Origin of the sequence: Variovorax sp. CCNWLW235, assembly GCF_037204085.1 — a bacterium.
Lineage (GTDB): Bacteria > Pseudomonadota > Gammaproteobacteria > Burkholderiales > Burkholderiaceae_C > Variovorax.
Genome location: NZ_JBBCBW010000007.1, coordinates 220245 through 237919 on the forward strand (window position 1 = coordinate 220245; position 17675 = coordinate 237919).

At 66.8% G+C, this 17675-nt stretch carries 16 protein-coding genes; 6 read left to right on the top strand and 10 right to left on the bottom strand.

The features are described 5' to 3' along the window. Positions 1–59: 59 nt before the first annotated feature. From V9L21_RS11150 to dcd, 3 genes are all read right to left on the bottom strand, one after another. On the bottom strand, positions 60–1526 hold the full coding sequence (locus V9L21_RS11150) for a DEAD/DEAH box helicase (protein ID WP_157615040.1): 1467 nt from the start codon (positions 1524–1526) through the stop codon (positions 60–62). Positions 1527–1657: 131 nt separating this feature from the next. After that, positions 1658–2539, bottom strand: a complete 882-nt coding sequence (gene ypfJ / locus V9L21_RS11155) for a KPN_02809 family neutral zinc metallopeptidase (RefSeq protein WP_337311806.1) — start codon at positions 2537–2539, stop codon at positions 1658–1660. 149 nt (positions 2540–2688) lie between these two features. Beyond that, on the bottom strand, positions 2689–3255 hold the full coding sequence (gene dcd / locus V9L21_RS11160) for a dCTP deaminase (RefSeq protein WP_018905384.1): 567 nt from the start codon (positions 3253–3255) through the stop codon (positions 2689–2691). A 101-nt stretch (positions 3256–3356) separates the two neighbouring features. On the opposite strand from dcd, the gene V9L21_RS11165 reads away from it, so the two are divergent. Then, positions 3357–3764 carry a hypothetical protein gene (locus V9L21_RS11165; protein ID WP_337311821.1) on the top strand — a complete coding sequence of 136 codons (408 nt, stop codon included), beginning with the start codon at positions 3357–3359 and terminating at the stop codon, positions 3762–3764. A 24-nt stretch (positions 3765–3788) separates the two neighbouring features. Here the strand turns inward: V9L21_RS11165 and guaD are convergent, their stop codons facing one another. Both guaD and V9L21_RS11175 read right to left on the bottom strand, forming a co-directional pair. After that, positions 3789–5075, bottom strand: coding sequence for a guanine deaminase (gene guaD / locus V9L21_RS11170; protein WP_337311823.1), 1287 nt, complete (start codon positions 5073–5075; stop codon positions 3789–3791). Between the two features lie 133 nt (positions 5076–5208). Then, a complete protein-coding gene (locus V9L21_RS11175) occupies positions 5209–5814 on the bottom strand; it encodes a short chain dehydrogenase (protein ID WP_337311825.1) in 606 nt (201 codons plus the stop codon). Between the two features lie 120 nt (positions 5815–5934). Here V9L21_RS11175 and V9L21_RS11180 point away from each other — a divergent pair, with 120 nt between their 5' ends. After that, complete coding sequence (locus V9L21_RS11180) at positions 5935–6798, top strand: LysR family transcriptional regulator (RefSeq protein ID WP_337311827.1); 864 nt, start codon at positions 5935–5937, stop codon at positions 6796–6798. 10 nt (positions 6799–6808) lie between these two features. Here V9L21_RS11180 and V9L21_RS11185 read toward each other — a convergent pair whose 3' ends face one another. Together V9L21_RS11185 and V9L21_RS11190 are read right to left on the bottom strand one after the other, a co-directional pair. Next, complete coding sequence (locus V9L21_RS11185; protein WP_337311829.1) at positions 6809–7909, bottom strand: BMP family ABC transporter substrate-binding protein; 1101 nt, start codon at positions 7907–7909, stop codon at positions 6809–6811. Between the two features lie 88 nt (positions 7910–7997). Then, on the bottom strand, positions 7998–8942 hold the full coding sequence (locus V9L21_RS11190) for a LysR substrate-binding domain-containing protein (RefSeq protein WP_337311830.1): 945 nt from the start codon (positions 8940–8942) through the stop codon (positions 7998–8000). Between the two features lie 96 nt (positions 8943–9038). Between V9L21_RS11190 and V9L21_RS11195 the strand changes: the two genes are divergently transcribed. Next, complete coding sequence (locus tag V9L21_RS11195) at positions 9039–10349, top strand: MFS transporter (protein WP_337311833.1); 1311 nt, start codon at positions 9039–9041, stop codon at positions 10347–10349. Here V9L21_RS11195 and V9L21_RS11200 read toward each other — a convergent pair. Then, positions 10310–11371, bottom strand: a complete 1062-nt coding sequence (locus V9L21_RS11200; RefSeq protein WP_337311835.1) for an adenosine deaminase — start codon at positions 11369–11371, stop codon at positions 10310–10312. The genes V9L21_RS11195 and V9L21_RS11200 overlap by 40 nt on opposite strands. 108 nt (positions 11372–11479) lie before the next feature. Between V9L21_RS11200 and V9L21_RS11205 the strand changes: the two genes are divergently transcribed. Continuing rightward, a complete protein-coding gene (locus V9L21_RS11205) occupies positions 11480–12376 on the top strand; it encodes an amidohydrolase family protein (RefSeq protein ID WP_337311837.1) in 897 nt (298 codons plus the stop codon). Here V9L21_RS11205 and V9L21_RS11210 read toward each other — a convergent pair. Continuing rightward, positions 12363–14066 (bottom strand): PAS domain-containing protein, encoded by a 1704-nt coding sequence (locus V9L21_RS11210; protein WP_337311839.1) that lies wholly within the window; start codon positions 14064–14066, stop codon positions 12363–12365. The two genes, V9L21_RS11205 and V9L21_RS11210, sit on opposite strands and share 14 nt — an antisense overlap. A gap of 148 nt (positions 14067–14214) precedes the next feature. Here V9L21_RS11210 and V9L21_RS11215 point away from each other — a divergent pair, with 148 nt between their 5' ends. Both V9L21_RS11215 and V9L21_RS11220 read left to right on the top strand, forming a co-directional pair. After that, complete coding sequence (locus tag V9L21_RS11215) at positions 14215–14859, top strand: TetR/AcrR family transcriptional regulator (protein ID WP_337311840.1); 645 nt, start codon at positions 14215–14217, stop codon at positions 14857–14859. Further along, the gene (locus V9L21_RS11220) at positions 14856–16094 is read left to right on the top strand and encodes a glycosyltransferase (protein WP_337311842.1); all 1239 of its coding nucleotides are present in this window, start codon (positions 14856–14858) and stop codon (positions 16092–16094) included. The genes V9L21_RS11215 and V9L21_RS11220 overlap by 4 nt, the downstream gene beginning before the upstream one ends. Before the next feature lie 14 nt (positions 16095–16108). Here V9L21_RS11220 and V9L21_RS11225 read toward each other — a convergent pair whose 3' ends face one another. Then, entirely contained in the window at positions 16109–17659 is a 1551-nt protein-coding gene (locus V9L21_RS11225) for a serine hydrolase domain-containing protein (protein ID WP_337311844.1), read from the bottom strand. Positions 17660–17675: the final 16 nt, after the last annotated feature.

Genomic DNA, 17675 nt, shown 5'->3' on the forward strand with positions numbered 1-17675 from the left:
GACATTCGCCGGCTTTTTTGTGGACGGGAAACCTCGCCGAAGCAGGCCCTCGAGCCTCGTCAGTTCGTCTCGGCGCTCTTGAACAGCGCCGCAACCTTGCGCTTGGTCTTGATGTTGCTCGAGATGCCGCGCGCCGGCGCAGCCTTGGCGGCGGCTTCCCAGTCGGGAGCGGCTTCGCGCTCGCCCGGCTCATAGGGCTTGTCGAAGAACGGATCGCGCGGGGCGGAAGGTGCGCGATGCGGGCGTCCGCCGCCGCGGCGCGCATCGGCGCCGATGCTGCTGCGCTCGCGCGGCTGGTCGAGCACGTCGCGTGCGTCGCCGGCCTCGCCCTCTTCGCGCCAGTGACGGCGACCGTCGTTGATGCGGCCGCGCGGCTTGTCTTCTTCGAACTCGACCGGTTCGAGCTCGATCTTCTTCTTGATCAGCTTCTCGATGTCGGCCACCAGGCGCGCATCGTTGCCGCCGCTGGCAAAGCTCACGGCCAGGCCCGAGGCGCCGGCACGGCCGGTGCGGCCGATGCGGTGCACGTAGTCTTCGGCGTTGAACGGAATGTCGAAGTTGAAGACCGCCGGCACGTCCTTGATGTCGAGGCCGCGGGCCGCAACGTCGGTACACACCAGCAGGTCGACCTCGCCCGCCTTGAACGAGGCAAGCGCCTTCAGGCGTTCGTCCTGGCTCTTGTCGCCGTGCAGCGCCGTGGTGCGAAGACCGTCGCGCTCGAGCGAGCGTGCGAGGCGCGCGCAGCCGAGCTTGCTGTTGACGAACACGAAGGCCTGCGTGATGCCGCGCTGCTTCACGATCTGCTTGAGCGCGCGGCGCTTGTCGTCGTCGCTCACGCTGTAGAAGTGCTGCTCGACGGTCGAAGCCGTTTCGTTCGGCCGCGCCACTTCGATGGTGACGGGGTTCTGCAGGTAGCTGCTGGCCAGCCGCTTGATTTCAGGCGAGAAGGTGGCCGAGAACAGAAGCGTGGTGCGCTGCTTGGGCAGGTAGCTCAGGATGCGCTGCAGGTCGGGCAGAAAGCCGATGTCCAGCATGCGGTCGGCCTCGTCGAGCACCACGTACTCCACCTGGTTGAGCACCGCGTTCTTGGCCTCGATGTGGTCGAGCAGCCGGCCCGGCGTGGCCACCAGCACTTCGACGCCCTTTTTCAGCTCGAGCGTCTGCGGCTTCATGTCGATGCCGCCGAACACCACCGTGCTGCGCAGGTTGGTGTACTTGGCGTACAGCTTGACCTGCTGGGCCACCTGGTCGGCCAGCTCGCGCGTGGGCAGTAGCACCAGCGCACGCACCGGGTGCCGCGCAGGCGAGGTGGAGGCGTTCTCGTGCTTGAGCATGCGCTGCAGCAGCGGCAGCGAAAACGCCGCGGTCTTGCCGGTGCCGGTCTGCGCGGCCCCCATCACGTCCTGCCCCGAAAGCACGACCGGAATGGCCTGCTCCTGGATGGGAGTCATGGTCTCGTAGCCCATTTCGGCTACGGCGCGCGCCAGCGGTTCCGCCAGCGATAGATTGGAGAAGGAGCTTGTCATTAAGCCCTCTATTGTCGCATTGCCGCAAAAAATGGCAGTGACGGCGCCGTGACAACGTCCGCGCCGGTCGTATTGCTATTTATTTCATAGCATCGAATGCAGCAACCATGCGCCCCGCGGCGCGACGAGGCTCAAAGCGTGCGCGCGTTGAAGGTGTCGCAAGACTTGATATCGCCGCTCTGATACCCCGCGCCGAACCAGCGTTGGCGCTGTGCGCTGGAGCCGTGGGTGAAGCTGTCGGGCACCACCGCGCGGCCCGCGGAACGCTGCAAGGCGTCGTCGCCGATCTTCTGCGCGGCGTTCATGGCCGCCTCGATGTCGCCTGGTTCGAGCCACTTCTTCGACTCTTGCGAATGGTGCGCCCAGATGCCGGCAAAGCAGTCGGCCTGCAGCTCGACCCGAACACTCAGCGCATTGTTCTGCGACTGGCTCAGGCGGCCGCGCATGCCGTCTACCTTGGCGGTCACGCCGAGTTCGTCCTGCACATGGTGGCCCACCTCGTGCGCAATGACATAGGCCTGTGCAAACTCGCCCGGCGCGCCGAGCTGGTTCTTGAGCGTGTCGTAGAAACCCAGGTCGATGTAGACCTTCTTGTCGCCCGGGCAGTAGAACGGCCCCATGGCCGATTGCCCCGTGCCGCAAGCCGTGGGCGTGGCACCGCGAAACAGCACGAGCCGGGGCGGCTGGTAGGTGCCGCCGTTCTGCCGGAAGATGTTGGTCCAGACCACCTCGGTGTTCTTGAGCACCGTCGAGACGAAGGCCGCCTCGCGGTCGCCCGATGGCAGCTTGGGCGCTGGGCCTTGTTGCTGCTGCTGTACCTGGACGGGATCGCCACCGCCGCTCAGGAGGCTGAGCACCGTGAGCGGGTTGATGCCGAAGATCCAGCCGGCAATCAGCGCGACCGCGATGGTGCCGATGCCGATGCTGCGGCCGCCGATGAAGCCGCCGCCTCCGCCGCCCCCACTGCGCCTGTCTTCGACGTTGTCCGATTGTTCGTTGCCTTCCCATCTCATCGCAGTCTCCTTGCCGGGCCGTTGTGCCGGAGCGTCGCTGGATGGTACTTTGTCCGCACCGGTGCCTTGTAAGCAAAACAGGCATTTGCATGCCTGTGGTGACGCCGTCGGAAGCGGAGGGACGCGAGGGGTACCCTCCGCGCGGCCTCTCAGGTCTTGGGAAGCGTGACGCCGCGCTGGCCCTGGTATTTGCCGCCGCGGTCCTTGTAGCTGGTTTCGCAGACCTCGTCGCTCTCGAAGAACAGCACCTGCGCGCAGCCCTCGCCCGCGTAGATCTTGGCGGGCAGCGGCGTGGTGTTGCTGAACTCGAGCGTCACGTAGCCTTCCCATTCGGGCTCGAACGGGGTCACGTTGACGATGATGCCGCAGCGTGCATAGGTGCTCTTGCCCAGGCAGATGGTGAGCACGTTGCGCGGGATGCGAAAGTACTCGACCGTGCGCGCCAGCGCAAAGCTGTTGGGCGGAATGATGCAGTAGTCGCCGTGCATGTCGACGAAGCTCTTCTCGTCGAAGTTCTTCGGGTCGACCACGGTGCTGTGGATGTTGGTGAAAACCTTGAATTCAGGCGCGCACCGGATGTCGTAGCCGTAGCTCGAAGTGCCGTAGCTGATGATCTTGTGGCCGGCGGCCTCGCGCACCTGGCCGGGCTCGAAGGGCTCGATCATGCCGGTCTGCTCGGCCATGCGCCGGATCCATTTGTCGCTCTTGATGCTCATATGCGGTCGCTGATGCTGCTGCGGGGGGAGGAATGGCACGAATTGTGGCATGGCGACCGGCGCGCGCGGCCTGCCGACGGCAGTGGGCTATCCTGCCGGCCATGCCCCAGACCCGCGATCCGCAGCCCCTTCCCTCCCGTTCGACGCCACTGGGCAAGCGCCCGTGGCGCACCGTCCAGTTGGTGCTGGGTGCCGCGCTGGTCGCCGGCGGAGTCTGGGTCGTGGGAACCCGGCTGCTGGTGATGCTCTTCCATACGCCAGGCATGCTCTACGCGGAACTCTTCATCGGCGGCGAAAGGGCGGCGGCGGCCGGCGCGCAATTCCACCAGGCGCTTGTCGAGGGCGTCGTCTCGCTGATCGCTGCGGCCTACGGGGTCGTGCTGGTCCTGTGCGGGGCCATGAACTGGCGGCTGGTGAAGGCGTCGCTCTGGTTCTGCGGCCTGGTGTCCGTGCTGGCCACAGCGGTCGCATTCGAGATCTGGCGCGGCGTGGCCGCGGCCGGCGGTTGATTGGACTGAGGCTCGCGCCTGCGGCTATCCCGCCTGCGAGATCACCGTGCGCTCGACCAGCCGGTCGTCGCCCAGCACGATCATCGAGAACAGCAGTTCCTCCAGATTGTTTGCGCGGGCGGCCTTGCGCGCCATCAGAGGCGTGGCCTGAGGGTTGAGCACCACAAAGTCGGCCTCGCAGCCGGGCTGCAGGTTGCCGACCACGCCTTCGAGCCCCAGCGCACGCGCCGCGCCGCCGGTATGGCGCCACCACAGCTGCGAAGGCGCGATGCTCAGGCCGGCCTTGGTCTGGCCCTCGCGGCCCACGTAGTAGGCCGCCATCATGGTGTGGAAGGGGCTGAAGCTGGTGCCGCCGCCCACGTCGCTGGCCAGCCCATACGGGTAGCCGACGCGGTCGGCCGCGCCGAAATCGAAGAAGCCGCTGCCTAGGAACAGGTTGCTGGTGGGGCTTACCGCGGCGGCCGTTCGGGTGTCGCGCAGCAGCTCGCGGTCGGTGTCGTCCAGGTAGATGCAGTGCGCATACACGGCGCGTTCGCGCATCAGCCCGAAGCCGGCATACACATCGAGGTACGAACGCGCCTGCGGATACAGCTCGCGCACCCACGCCACCTCGTCGCGGTTTTCGGCCACGTGCGACTGGATCCATGTGTCCGCATACTTGGCGGCCAGTTCGCCGGCGCCGCGCATCTGCGCGTCGGTGCTCGCGGGTGCAAAGCGGGGGGTAATGGCGTAGCCCAGGCGGCCGTTGTTGTGCCACTTGCGGATCAGCGCTTCCGAGTCGATAAGGCTCTGCTCGGTCTCGTCGCGCACGCCGTCCGGCGAATGCCGGTCCTGCAGCACCTTGCCGCTGATCATGCGCAGGCCCCGGCGCTGGGCGCCTTCGAAGAAAGCATCGACCGACGCCACATGCGACGTGGCAAAGGTCAGCGCCGTGGTGACGCCGTTGCGCAGCAGCTCGTCGAAGAACACGTCGGCCACTTCGTTCGAATGCGACGGGTCGATGAACTTGGCTTCCGCGGGAAAGGTGTAGTTCTCCAGCCAGGGCAGAAGCCCCGGCGAGGGCGAACCGATGATGTCCGTCTGCGGAAAATGGATGTGCATGTCCACGAAGCCCGGCGCGAGGATGCGGCCCGGCAGGTGGGTCAGCTCGGCATCGGGGTGGCGCGGCGACACGGCGGCGTGGCTGCCCACGTCGAGCACGCGCTGGCGGCCGGCACTGTCGGGGGCGACGACCAGCAGGCCGTCTTCATCGAAAACGGGCAGGCCGGCGTCGTCGAATCGCAGGAGGGAGGCGCGGTAGGCTTTTTTCATCGTTGCTGCGGAGGGTAAACCAGCCCCGCAGCGCCGCAATTTCCATGCGCGTATGAGTGCTATATGCCGAACGCACTCCCCTCGGGCGTCAAGGCGAGCGCGAGCAGCGCGCCGGCCATTCGTGTACGCCCGCTCATTGCCACACGCGAAACACGCGCCCCGTCAGCGGACCTTCGACGCTGCGCACATAAGCCAGCGCCACGCGCGCGGCCGGTACGGTTTCGACGCCCGGAAAGAGCGCGCCATATGCTTCCGACGATTCGGTCAGCAGCGTCGGACTGACCGCATTGATGCGCAGGCCGCGCGTCAGCTCGATGGCTGCGCCTTTCACGAAACCCTCGACCGCCGCATTCACTGCCGCCGCATTGGCTCCGCCGCGAACCGGATCGTCGGCCGCCACGCCCGTGGTCAGCGTGATCGAGCCGCCATCTGCCAAAAGGTGCTGGCCCAGCAGCGCGAGGCGCACCTGGCCGAGCAGCTTGTCCTGCAGGCCGATGTTGAAGTCGGCCGGCCGCATTTCGGCCAGCGGCCCGAAGAACAGCCCGCCAGCCGCCGAGACGATCGCATCGACGCGCCCTACTGCGGCATACAGCGCCTCGACGCTCGCGTCGCTCGTGATGTCGACCTGCCGGTCGCCGCGCGTGCGGCCAGCACGCACCACCTCGTGCCCGCGATTGGCCAGCGCCTGTGCCACGGCACTGCCCACCGCACCCGTCGCGCCCACAACAAGAACCTTCATGAAAACCTCGCCAAATGAATCAGGAAGGCTCCATTGTTTTGCGAATCGATAGTTTGATAAATTGCCATCCGGTTAGGCAATTCGAAACTTTGGGTTCTTAATATGGACAAGCTGCGCGCAATGGAAGTCTTCGTCGCCACGGTGGACGCGGGCAGCTTTGCCGCAGCGGCCGAGGCGCTCGATCTCTCGGCCGTAATGGTCGGCAAGCACATCCGCGCACTTGAAGATCAGCTCGGCGCTCGCCTGCTTGAGCGCACCACGCGGCGCCACGCGCTCACGGAAATCGGCGCCGCCTACCTGGAGCGCTGCCGCGACGTGCTCGCGAGCGTGCACACGGCCGACGGCGTGGCCGAGTCGCTGCGCGCCATGCCGCAAGGCGTGCTGCGCGTGACAGCGCCCGTTGCCTATGGCGCGCACCGGCTCACACCTGTCATTGCCGAGTACATCGCGGCCTATCCGCAGGTGAAGGTGGACCTGAACCTGAACGACCGCGTGGTCGATCTGGCCGAAGAGGGATTCGACTGCGGCATCCGCTCGGGCGCCGCGGTCGATGAACGGCTCATTGCACGGCCGCTCGCATTGGCACGCATGTTCGCGGTGGCAAGCCCCGCCTGGGTTGCGCGCCACGGGCTTCCGAAGCACCCGTCCGAGCTGGAAGCTTTTCCGCTGCTGGGCTTCGCGGCGTGGGGGCCGAACCATTCATGGCGCTTCACGCGCAACGGCCAGACGGTGCATGTGCCGGTGCGCGGCCCGCTCAGCACCAACAACGGCCAGGCGTTGCTGGCCGCGGCGATTGCGGGCGTCGGGGTGATCGTGCAGGCCGATGCATTGCTCGGCCCTGCCTTGGCCTCGGGTCAGGTGGTTCGGTTGCTGCCCAAGTGGGAGCTGCCGACGAGGCAGGTCCACATCATGCGGCTGCCCGAAGCCCGGCCCAGCGCCAAGCTTCGGACCTTCGTCGACTTTGTGGTCGAGCGGCTGGGCTAGCGCGACTGGGCTAACGCGCGACGCGCCCCTGCACGCCTTCGGCAAGCCAGTTCATCTTCAGGATCTGCTCGTCGTTCAGCTGCGCACCTTTCGCGATGACGACACGGCCCTCGTTGTCGCGCACGTCGCCGTTCACCGCGCGAAACGGCTGCAGCTTGCCCGCGGCAATGTCCTTCTGCCGCGCCAGCACTTCTTGCTGCACGGCCTTGGGCACCTTGGTGCCGAAGTCGCCGACGCGGATCATTCCTTCCTTCACGCCGCCCCAGACATTGCCGCTCTTCCAGCTGCCGTCGAGCACCGCCTGCGCGCGCTGCGTGTAGTAGCCGCCCCACTGGTGGGTGACCGCGACGATCTGCGCATCGGGCGCAATCTTGCGCATGTCGGAGTGGTAGGCCACGGCCATCTTGCCGCGCTCCTGCGCCGCGGCCATCACCGCGGTGGAGCCGGTGTGAAAAGCGACGACGTCGGCGTTCTGGTTGAACAGCGCCATGGCCGCGTCGCGCTCCTTCGGCGGGTCGAACCACTCGTTGAGCCACACCACGACCACCTTCGCATTCGGGTTGACCGAACGCATGCCAAGCGTAAAGGCGTTGATGCCCTGCAGCACTTCGGGAATCGGAAAACCCGCCACGTAGCCCGCAACGTTCGTCTTTGTCATGCGGCCGGCCGCAATGCCTGCGAGGTAACGGCCTTCGTAGTAGCGCGCGTTGGCCGTTGCCACGTTGGGCGCGGCCTTGTAGCCGGTGACCGATTCGAACTTCACATCCGGAAAGTCGCGCGCCACCTTGAGCGTTGGCTCCATGTAGCCGAAGCTGGGCGTGAAGATCAGCCGGTTGCCCTGCTGCGCAAGGTCGCGGATCACGCGCTCGGCGTCGGCCCCTTCGGGCACGTTCTCGACGAAGGTGGTCTTGACCTTGCCGCCGAGTGCCGCATCGACGGCCTTGCGGCCCTCTTCATGCTGGCGCACCCAGCCGGCATCGGTAACCGGCGCCACGTAGACGAAGCCGATCTTCAGCGGCTCCTTGGGAGCCTGCGGTTGCGAAAAGGCGGGAGATAAAAAACAGGCGGCTGCCCACGCCAGAACGGCGCGGCCCGCGAGGTTTTTGTACATGGTGGTCCTCTACATGGCCCCGAAAAAGCAAAAACCCGCAGCCGGCCGGGACGCCCTGCTGCGGGGTGCGGATTCTAGCGGGCGCCGTTCAGTGAAGCTGCGCGGGCTCCAGCTGCACATGCTGGCGCACGGCCTCCAGCAGCAGCGTGGCAAGCCGCTCCACGGGGGTCTCGGCCGCGGCCTGCGCGCGGTAGAGCATGAGCGACATCTGCGGCAACGCCGGAAGGCCCACCGCCGTGCGATCGATGGGGCGCACATGCGCAGGCAGGCCGAAGGGCGTGCGAACCGAAAGCCCCAGGCCCGCCGACGTGGCCGCCCACAAGGCCGCAAGGCTGGCGCTGGTGAACGCATGCCGCCACGGCGTGCCCGCGCGGTCGAGCGCGGCGGTGACGATCTCGCGCAGCGGGCACGGCGCATCGAGCAGCACCAGCGGCAGCGGCTCCCTGGTCTTGCGGGCGCCGCTGCGGCGCTCGCGCTCTTTCCACCAGGGCGCGTCGAGCGCATCGGGCGCCCGGGGGCCGATCCACTGCAGCGGCAGCCGCGCCACGCGCTCCCCGTGCGGCGTCATCTGTTCGCCGGTATCCCACACCAGCGCCAGGTCGAGCTGCCGGAGTTCGAGCCGCTCGCGCAGCTCGGCACTGCGCGCCACGCAGGCCTCGATGCGCACCTTGGGGTGCGCGCGCGAAAAGCGCCCGAGAACGGCGGGCAGCAGCGTCTCGCCGAAGTCTTCCTGCAGGCCGAGCCGCACCCAGCCCTGCAAGTCCGCCCCGCGCATGGCGGCGCCGGCTTCTTCGTTGAGTTCGAGCATGCGATGCGCGTAGGCAAGCAGGGTTTCGCCTGCATCGGTGAGCTCCAGGCCGCGGCCGGCCTTGCGGAAAAGCGCCGTGCCGGCCTGCGCCTCTAGCTTCTTGAGCTGCGCGCTCACCGCCGACGTGGAGCGGCCCAGCCGGTCGGCCGCGCGCGCATAGCTCCCCAGTGCGATGCCGGTGGAAAAGCTGCGCAGCACGTCGAGATCGAACATCACCTGGGACATGGATTCACCTTTCAGCAATCGTCCTGTTTTTTTGAACGGTTGCATCATTATTTTCTGATTTTCAAAACCTTTGCAACGGCGGAAACTGCACCGCAAATGAATCCATCGACCTCCTCTTCTTCGTTCCCGCCCAGCCATCGCTGGAAGGTGCTGGCCGCGGGCGTGGCCGCCAATGCGGCCTTCTCCGTGGCCTTCAGCGGCATTCCGATGACCGCGGTACTGATGCGCACCGGCTACCAGCTCGACAACGCCACACTCGGCCTGGTGCTGGGCCTGATGGGCCTGGGCATTGCGGTGAGCGAGCTGCCCTGGGGCCTGTTGACCGACCGCTGGGGTGACAGGCCGGTGCTGCTGATGGGCCTGGGCAGCACCACCATCGCGCTCGCGGCAATGGCGCTTTGGGCGGCCCCCAGCGCGCAGCACATTCCCGGCCTGGGCTGGCTGGGTGCGGGGCTGCTGCTGGTGGGCCTGCTCGGCGGCAGCGTCAACGGCGCGAGCGGCCGGGCGGTGATGACGTGGTTCGATGCCGGAGAGCGTGGGCTCGCCATGAGCATCCGCCAGACCGCCGTGCCGTTGGGTGGCGGCATCGGCGCACTGGTGTTGCCCTTTGTGGCGCTGCACTTCGGCTTTGCCGCGCTCTACGGTCTGCTGGCGGTGCTGTGCATGCTGAGCGCGGTGATGAGTTGGGCCTGGGTGCATGAGCCGCCGATTGCGCCGCGGACAAAAGCCGACGTTGCGCAAGCCGCTGCCGCGCCGCAGAGTGGTCCGCTGCGCGACGCGCGCGTCTGGCGCATCGTGGGCGGCATCGGCATTCTGTGTGCGCCGCAGTTCGCGGTGCTCTCTTTCGGCACCGTGTTCCTGCACGACTTCGGCCATGCCAGGCTTGCAACCATCACCGCCACGATGGTGTTCATACAGATCGGCGCGATGGTGATGCGCGTATGGAGCGGCCGCTGGACCGACCGCCGGCTCAACCGCCCCGCCTATCTGCGCGCCTGCAGCGCACTGAGCGTGCTGCTGTTTGCAGGGCTCGCGGGCCTGGTGGTGGCGGCAGGCACGCACGCGGCCGATTCAGCGGCCCTGCGCGTGGCGCTGGTGGTACTGCTGGCGGCGAGCGGTGTCTGCGTATCGGCCTGGCACGGCGTGGCCTACACAGAGTTGGCCACGCTGGCCGGTGCGGCCCGCGCCGGCACCGCCTTGGGCATGGCGAACACCAGCGTGTTCCTGGTGTGCTTTGTCACGCCCTTTTCCATTCCGCACCTGCTCGCGCTGCAGGGCTGGGCGCTGGTGTGGCTTGCAGCCAGCGCCTGTGCGCTGGTGGCAATGCCGCTGCTGGTTCCGCGGCAACATGCCGCCGCGGATGCCGGTCAGAAGGTCGCGAAGACCGCGTTGAGCCGGTCGACGTAGGCGCGCTTGGCACTGGCGTCGATGAAGCTGCCTTCGAAGCTGTTGGCCGCGAGCTGCCAGGCCTGCTGCACATTCAGCCCGGTAGCCGCAAAGGTCTGCGTGAAGTTCTGGTTCATGTAGCCGCCAAAGTACGCCGGGTCGTCCGAGTTGACGGTAGCGACCAGGCCCGCATCGAGCAGCGCGCCGAGGTTGTGCTGCGCCAGGTCCGGGAACACGCAGAGCTTGAGATTCGACAGCGGGCACACGGTGAGCGGAATGCGGTCTTGCGCAAGCCGCTTCATCAGCGCCGGGTCTTTCGCGCTCTGCACGCCGTGGTCGACGCGCTCTACCTTCAGCACGTCGAGCGCGCTCCACACGTACTCTGGCGGGCCCTCCTCGCCCGCATGTGCGACAAGGTGCAAGCCCAGTTCGCGGCAGCGCGCGAACACGCGCGCAAACTTTTCGGGCGGATGGCCCACCTCGCTCGAATCGAGCCCAACGCCAAGAAACAAGTCCCGGAACGGCAGCGCCTGCTCCAGCGTCTCGAAGGCTTCTTGTTCGCTCAGGTGGCGCAGGAAGCACAGGATGAGCGCCGCGCTCACGCCGAGCTTCGGCCCCGCGTCGACGCACGCACGGTGCAGGCCGCTCACCACCACCTCCATCGGCACGCCGCGCGCCGTGTGCGTCTGCGGGTCGAAGAACATCTCGGTGTGCACCACGTTGTCGGCCGCGGCGCGCTCCAGGTAGGCCCAGGCCATGTCGTAGAAGTCTTGCTCCTTCAGCAGCACGCTGGCGCCGGCGTAGTAGATGTCGAGAAAACTCTGCAGGTTGGTGAAGGCGTAGGCGCGGCGCAAGTCTTCCACGCTCGCGTAGGGAATGCTCACGCCGTTGCGCTGCGCGAGCGCGAAGATCAGCTCGGGCTCGAGCGAGCCTTCGATGTGCATGTGCAGCTCGGCCTTGGGCATGGCGCGCAGCAGCTCGGGCAGGCGGTCGGCGGCAATGTTGCCGAAGCTCTTGTCGAAGACGGGTCGGTAGTCGGTCATGGTGGGGCAAATCGGGCGTTGTGATTGCGCACAGCATAAGCGCTGCCGCGCCCGTGCGCGAGGCCGCCGCGACCCGGATAATCGGGCTTCCACCCGCATGAGGATTCCATGAGAGCCATTGCGCCTATTGCAGCCCTGCTTCTGGCCGCCTGCTCGGCGGTTGCCGTGCCTTCCGCCCTTGCGCAGACCCCGTACGCCGGCCCGCTGTTCGACACGCACCTGCACTACAACCAGGAAGCCTGGGACGGCAATACCGGGCCGTATCCGCCGGCCGAGGCGCTCGCGCGCATGCAGCGCAACAACGTGAAGGCGATCATCGCCAACTCGCGGCCCAACGCCGGCACGCAAACCCTGGCCGCGGCGCGCGAAACCCGCGAGGCGGGCGTTACCGTGGTGCCCTTCGTGCGCCTGTACCGCAACCGCGACGACTACAGCAACTGGTTCCGCGACGAAACCATTCACGAGATGGTGCAGACCGAACTGGCGCGCGGCACCGCAAGCGGGCCCTACCGCGGTATCGGCGAGTTCCACCTGTACGAGAGCGCCAATGCCAACGGCCCCGTTGCCAAGAAGCTCATTGCGCTGGCGGAGCGGCAAAAGCTGGCGGTGCTTGCGCACGTGGACGACGTGGCAATCGACCTGCTGATGGCCAATGCGCCTTCGAAGGGCCAATCGCTGCGCCTCATCTGGGCGCACACGGGCATCGGCGGCGCGCCGATCGAGCGGGTGCAGGCGCTGCTGGAGCGCTATCCGCTGCTGATGGGCGAGCTTTCTTATCGCCCCGGGCTCACCTGCGAGGGCGGCAAGCTGTGCCCCGAATGGCGCGCGCTGCTGCTCAAGTACCCCGAGCGCTTTGTGGTCGGCTCCGACACCTGGGTCAACCAGCGCTGGAGCGCCTACGACGAGATCATGCGCGGCTACCGCACCTGGCTTGGCGACCTGCCGCCCGACGTGGCGCAGCGCATTGCGTGGGGCAACGCAGCCGCGCTGTTCAGCCTGCGCTGAGCGGGGCGGCTGCTGCCTTGGTTTCGACCGGCAGCTCGAGCGTGAACGCCGCACCGGTGCCGGGCCCGTCGCTGTGCGCCGTGAGGGTGCCGCCCATTTCATGCGCGGCAATCACCGCGCTGTGCAGGCCGAACCCATGGCCGGTCTTCTTGGTGGTGAAGCCGTGCACGAACACCTGGGTCAGCGCCTGCGTCTCTATGCCCACGCCGTTGTCCGCCACGCAGATGCGAAGCCGCTGCGCGGGCGTCAGGTTCACCCGCACCGTGAGCCTCGGCTCGCGGTCGGTCACGCCGTCCATCGCCTGCTCGGCGTTGCTGATGAGGTTCACCAGAATCTGAAGTATTCGCCCGTGGTCGAGCATCAATTCGGGAACGGAAGCGATCTCTTTGTCGATCACCATCTGGCGCCGCTTCAGTGCCTCTTCGTTGATGCGCAGCGCATCTTCGACCAGACCGCGGATCTGCACCTTCTCCAGCAGCCTCGAAGCTCCGGCATGGGCCTGCTGCGCGGCAATGATCTCCTTGATGTGTTCCACGTTCTTGCTGAGCACCGCAAGCTCCTTGATGGCGTCGTTTTGCTCCGTCACCAGCGCTGAAGCCAGCTGGCGCAAATAACCGGGAATCATCTTGCCCTTGGGGTCCGATGCCAGGAACGCGCCCAGGTCATCCGCATGCTCATCCAGCAGTTGCACCGCCCGCGCGAGCCCGGCCACCTTGGAAGCACGAACGCGCGAAAGAATGAGCGCTGCGGAGACGTTCACGCTGTTGAGCACATTGCCCACGTTGTGCAGCACATTGGTGGCAATGCGGGCCATGCCCGCCAGGTGCGAGGCCTCGACCAGCTGCTTGTGAACCTCGGCAATCTGGCGCTCGGCCTCCTTCAGGTCCGAGATGTTCTTGGTGATGCCGAAGGTTCCGATGATCTCGCCCGCGCGGTTGCGCAGCGGCATCTTCGTGGTCAAGGCCCAGGTGTCGGGCCGCCCGTCGATCCAGGTTTCTTTTTCCACCTTGCCGATCATCGGCAGGCCCGTGCGGATGATCTCCTGCTCGTCTTCGAAGGCCGGCCGTGCATGGTCGTCGGAGAAGACGTCGAAATCGGACTTGCCCACCAGCCCCTCGGGCGTGGACATTCCAAATTCAAGGGCCTGGGCCGTGCTGGTCTTGATGAAGCGGGACTGCGCGTCCTTGAAGTAGATGTGGTCCGGGGAGTTGTCCAGGAGCGCGCGAAGAAGATCGCGCTCGTTCGCCAGCATCTCGTCTTCGCGGTGGCGCCGGGTCACATCGAGCATGACGCCCTGGCTGCCGATGACCGCCCCACCCGGCCCCAGCACCGCGGATTCGACCACCTGCCAGATCTGCGGCTGGCCGCCCGCGCCACAAAGAACTTCTTCCCGCTCGAGCTGCTGCCCCGTCTGGATGACCTGCGCGTGCTGCCGGTCTTCCCGCTCGGCGAGTTCCGGCCGCCACGGCGAATCCGCCTCTTGCGCCGCATCGGAAGAGGCGATCTCGGTGGCAGTGCGGCCAAGGATGCGGTCGGCCGATGTGCGCTTGAGCTGGCTGAACCGCTCGTTCACGAAGACGAACCGTCCCGCGGTGTCCTTGCGAAAAATTGCGGCGGGCAACTGCTCGACGATCGGCGCCGTGTCCTGCAAAAGGGTTGCGCTTGCGACCGAGGCGGTTTGGCTTGGCATGGCGATGCGGCTCCCAGGAAAAAATGTCTTATATCCCGTGCCGCGGGCGGACACCAGCCTTGGATCTTCCGCACCCGCCCGACTCGACCCGCGTCAATTATGAACATCGTATAAACTTGCACGACGTTCACATTTCAATGGCTGACCTTTGGCAGACGCAGAACCTACAGGCAGGCGCGAGCGGCGCCGCGCCCAAACGCTCGACAGCGTGGCAACCGTTGCCATGCGGCTCTTCGAGGCCAATGGCTACAACGCCACCACCATGGAACAGATCGCGCTGCAGGCCGACGTGGCCAAGGGCACGCTGTACAACCACTTTCCAACCAAGGAAGCGATCCTCGCGCACTGGGTGCACAAGGAGCTGGCCGAGGACACCCAACGGCTGAGCCGGCTGGCCGAGAAGCCCGGCAGCTTCGAGTCGCGGCTGATGCAGCTGCTCGACGCGTCGGCCGAATGGTCGGAGCGCTACCGGGCCTACCTGCTCGACTACTTCCGGTTTCGCTTTCTCAACATCGAGGACGAGCTCGACGCCGGCGATGCCCAGGGACGCCCGCGCGACCTTGCAGGGCTCTTTGCGCTGCTGATCGGGCAGGCGCAGCAAGACGGCTCGCTGCGCGCCGACCTGCCCGCCGAGCACCTGGCTTCGCTGCTGCACCACCTGTACTTCGGCGCGCTCATGCGATGGCTCACGCAGCCGGGCCTGGTGCTCGGCGACGAGTTTGCGGTCATTGTCGAAATCTTTGTCGGCGGCGCCCGTGCCGCCGACAAGCCACTGCGGAGAAAGCGCGCATGAAGATCGCCGTCGTTACCTATGGCACCGAGGGCGATACCCGCCCGCTCGCGGCGCTGTGCCATGCGCTCGACAACGCGGGCCACGCGTCGGTGCTGCTGGCGGACGCATCCACGCTCGGCACCGCGCAGCGGCTCGGCGTGCGCTCGCATGCATTGGCAGGCGACATCCGCGGCGCGCTGGGCTCCGGCGGGGCCATTGCCAACGTCGTGGCGCAGAGCGAGCGGCCCGGAGCGGCCGCCAAGGCGCTCGCGGACATTGCCAACGCGCAAGCCGCGGCCTGGCTGCGGCAAACGGTCGAGACCGCGCGCGGCTGCGACGCCATCGTGTGCGCAGGGCTCACCGCTTTCGTGGGGCTGTCGGCGGCGGAAGCACTCGATGTGCCGGCTATCGGTGCCGGCATGTTCCCGCTCACTCCGACCCGTGAGTTCGCATCGCCTTTCCTGCCGCCTTCGCGCGTGCCGCGCTTTCTGAACCGCGCCAGCCATCATCTGGTCACCGCAATGCTGTGGCGTGCATTCCGGCCGGCGCTGAATGCGGCACGTGCCGAAGTGTGCGGCCTGCCGCCGCGCCGCCGCATGTGGACCGCGCATCCGGCGCTCTACGGCTTTTCGCCCAGCCTTGTGCCGCGGCCGGCCGACTGGCCCGCAAACGCCGCCGTGTGCGGTCAGTGGATTCCGCCGGTCCCTGATTGGCAGCCGCCGCAGTCGCTGAGCACCTTCCTCGCCGCGGGCGAGCCACCGGTCTACATCGGCTTCGGCAGCATGACCGGGTTCGATGCGAGCCGCCTGCGCCAGGTGGTGGTCGATGCCGTCGCGGGCCGGCGCGCCGTGCTCAACCCCGGCTGGAGCGGCATCGACGTGCAGCAGCTCCCCGCCAACTTTCATGTGGTGGGCGACACGCCGCATGACTGGCTGTTTCCGCGAATGGCGGTGGTGGTGCATCACGGCGGCTCGGGCACCGCGCATTCGGCCGCGCGCGCGGGGGTGCCGTCGGTGGTGGTGCCGTTTGCGGGCGATCAGTTCTTCTGGGCGCACCGGCTGGCGCTGGCAGGCGTTGCGCCCGAGGCGGTCGCGGGCAACCGCCTGGGCGCGGACCAACTGGCGCGGGCCATTGCATTTGCAGACCGCCCGGAAGTGCGTGCCAAGGCGCACGCCTTGGGCGAGAAGATGCGTGCGGAAAATGGCTTGGCGCGTGCCGTGGAGGCCATCGACAAAATCGTGGCGACTGCTGCCTGATTCGATGGTTGCCGCTAATCCGCGGCCCTGCCCTGCACCTGGGTCTTGAAGCCTCGGTTGTTCTCGAAAGCCACGTTCAGCCTGGCGCCATCGAAGCGCAGCAGGTACATCGACACGTCGCCATCGCTCAGCGAACGCGAGAAGATGCGAAAGCTCTGCGGGTCGGTCCAGTCGCCCCTGACTGCGACCGGTGCTTCGGCAACCTTCTCGTTGATGCGGTAGTAGCCGTCGAGCCCCAGCGGCCCGGTCACCGGCTCGGCCGGCGCATCGGTGCGGCCGTTGTCGAAGAGTATTTCGTAGCTTGGGGTGGCGGCCGTGAGATCGAGCATCAGACGTCTAACCCCCAACACATTGCGGTCGAATTGCCAGACCTTGCGTGAGACCGCCGCGGCAAGCTCGGGTGCGGGCGCCACGGGACTTTGCTTTTCTACGGACGCGGCGCGAATGCGATCGGCCAGCAAGGCCTGCGCAGCGCCGTCTTCAGGCAGCGGCCGGGCCGAACGGGCGGCGGCCGCGATCATGTCGATGAACGGAGGCAGCAGGTAGTTGCGCCGCCCCGTGACCACGGCCACCACATCGATGTCCGGCATCACGATGATCAGTTGCCGGTTCATGCCCGCGGCAATGTAGGCACGCTTTTCCGGAATGGTCCACCAGCCGTTCGCATAGCGGAAAACGGGCGCATCCTTGAAGCCCATGTCCACCGATGCTTGAAAGACCTGCTCCACCCACGCGGCGGGCAGCAGCTGGCGCGCTTCCCATTGGCCCTTGCGTAGGTAGAGGTAGCCGATCTTCGCCATATCGCGCGGATGCAGATAAAGGCCGAAGCCGCCGGTCTCGATGCCCTGCGGATCCTTGCGCCAGCGAACGTCGCCGATGCCCAGCGGCTGGAACAGCCTGCGCTGCGCATAGGCCAGCGTGCTGCCGCCTGTTTTCTTCGCAAGAATGGCCGACAGCAGATGCGTGTTACCGCTGTTGTAGTTGAAGCTTCCGCCGGGCGGCTGCGCCATCGGGCGGTCGAGCACAAAGCCTTGCCAGTCGCGGCTGCGTACAAACTGCAGGCCTGTCTCTGGTGCCGAACCGTCGAGCTTTTCCTTCCAGTCGATGCCCGAGGTCATATCGAGCAGGTGCGCGAGGGTCATTGCCTTCTTCGATGCATCGAGATTCGCAATGCTTCGCTCTGGAAAGAAGTCGATCACCGGCTGGTCGCGCGAAGCCAGCAGCCCGTCCTGGATTGCCATGCCGGTGAGCGTTCCGACGACGGCCTTGGTGGTGGAGTTCACCGCATGCTTGAGATTGGCGCGATAGGGTGCGTAGTAGGCCTCGGCAACCAGCCTCCCGTGGCGCGTGACGAGCAGGCTGTCCATCGCGTTGGCGGCGCCAAAGTCGACCAGCCTGGCGATGGCGGCGGAATCCATGCCTTGCGCCTCGGGTGTGCTTGCCAGCCATCCGGCAGTCGGCCAGACGGCCGGCTCGTCGGCCGGTGCGGCCCTGAGCGGCAAGGCCGCAAAGAGCAGCGAGGCCGCCATGGTGGCCAGGAGGCTTGTCTTGCCGTGCACCCGCATACCGGTCTCCCAGTGA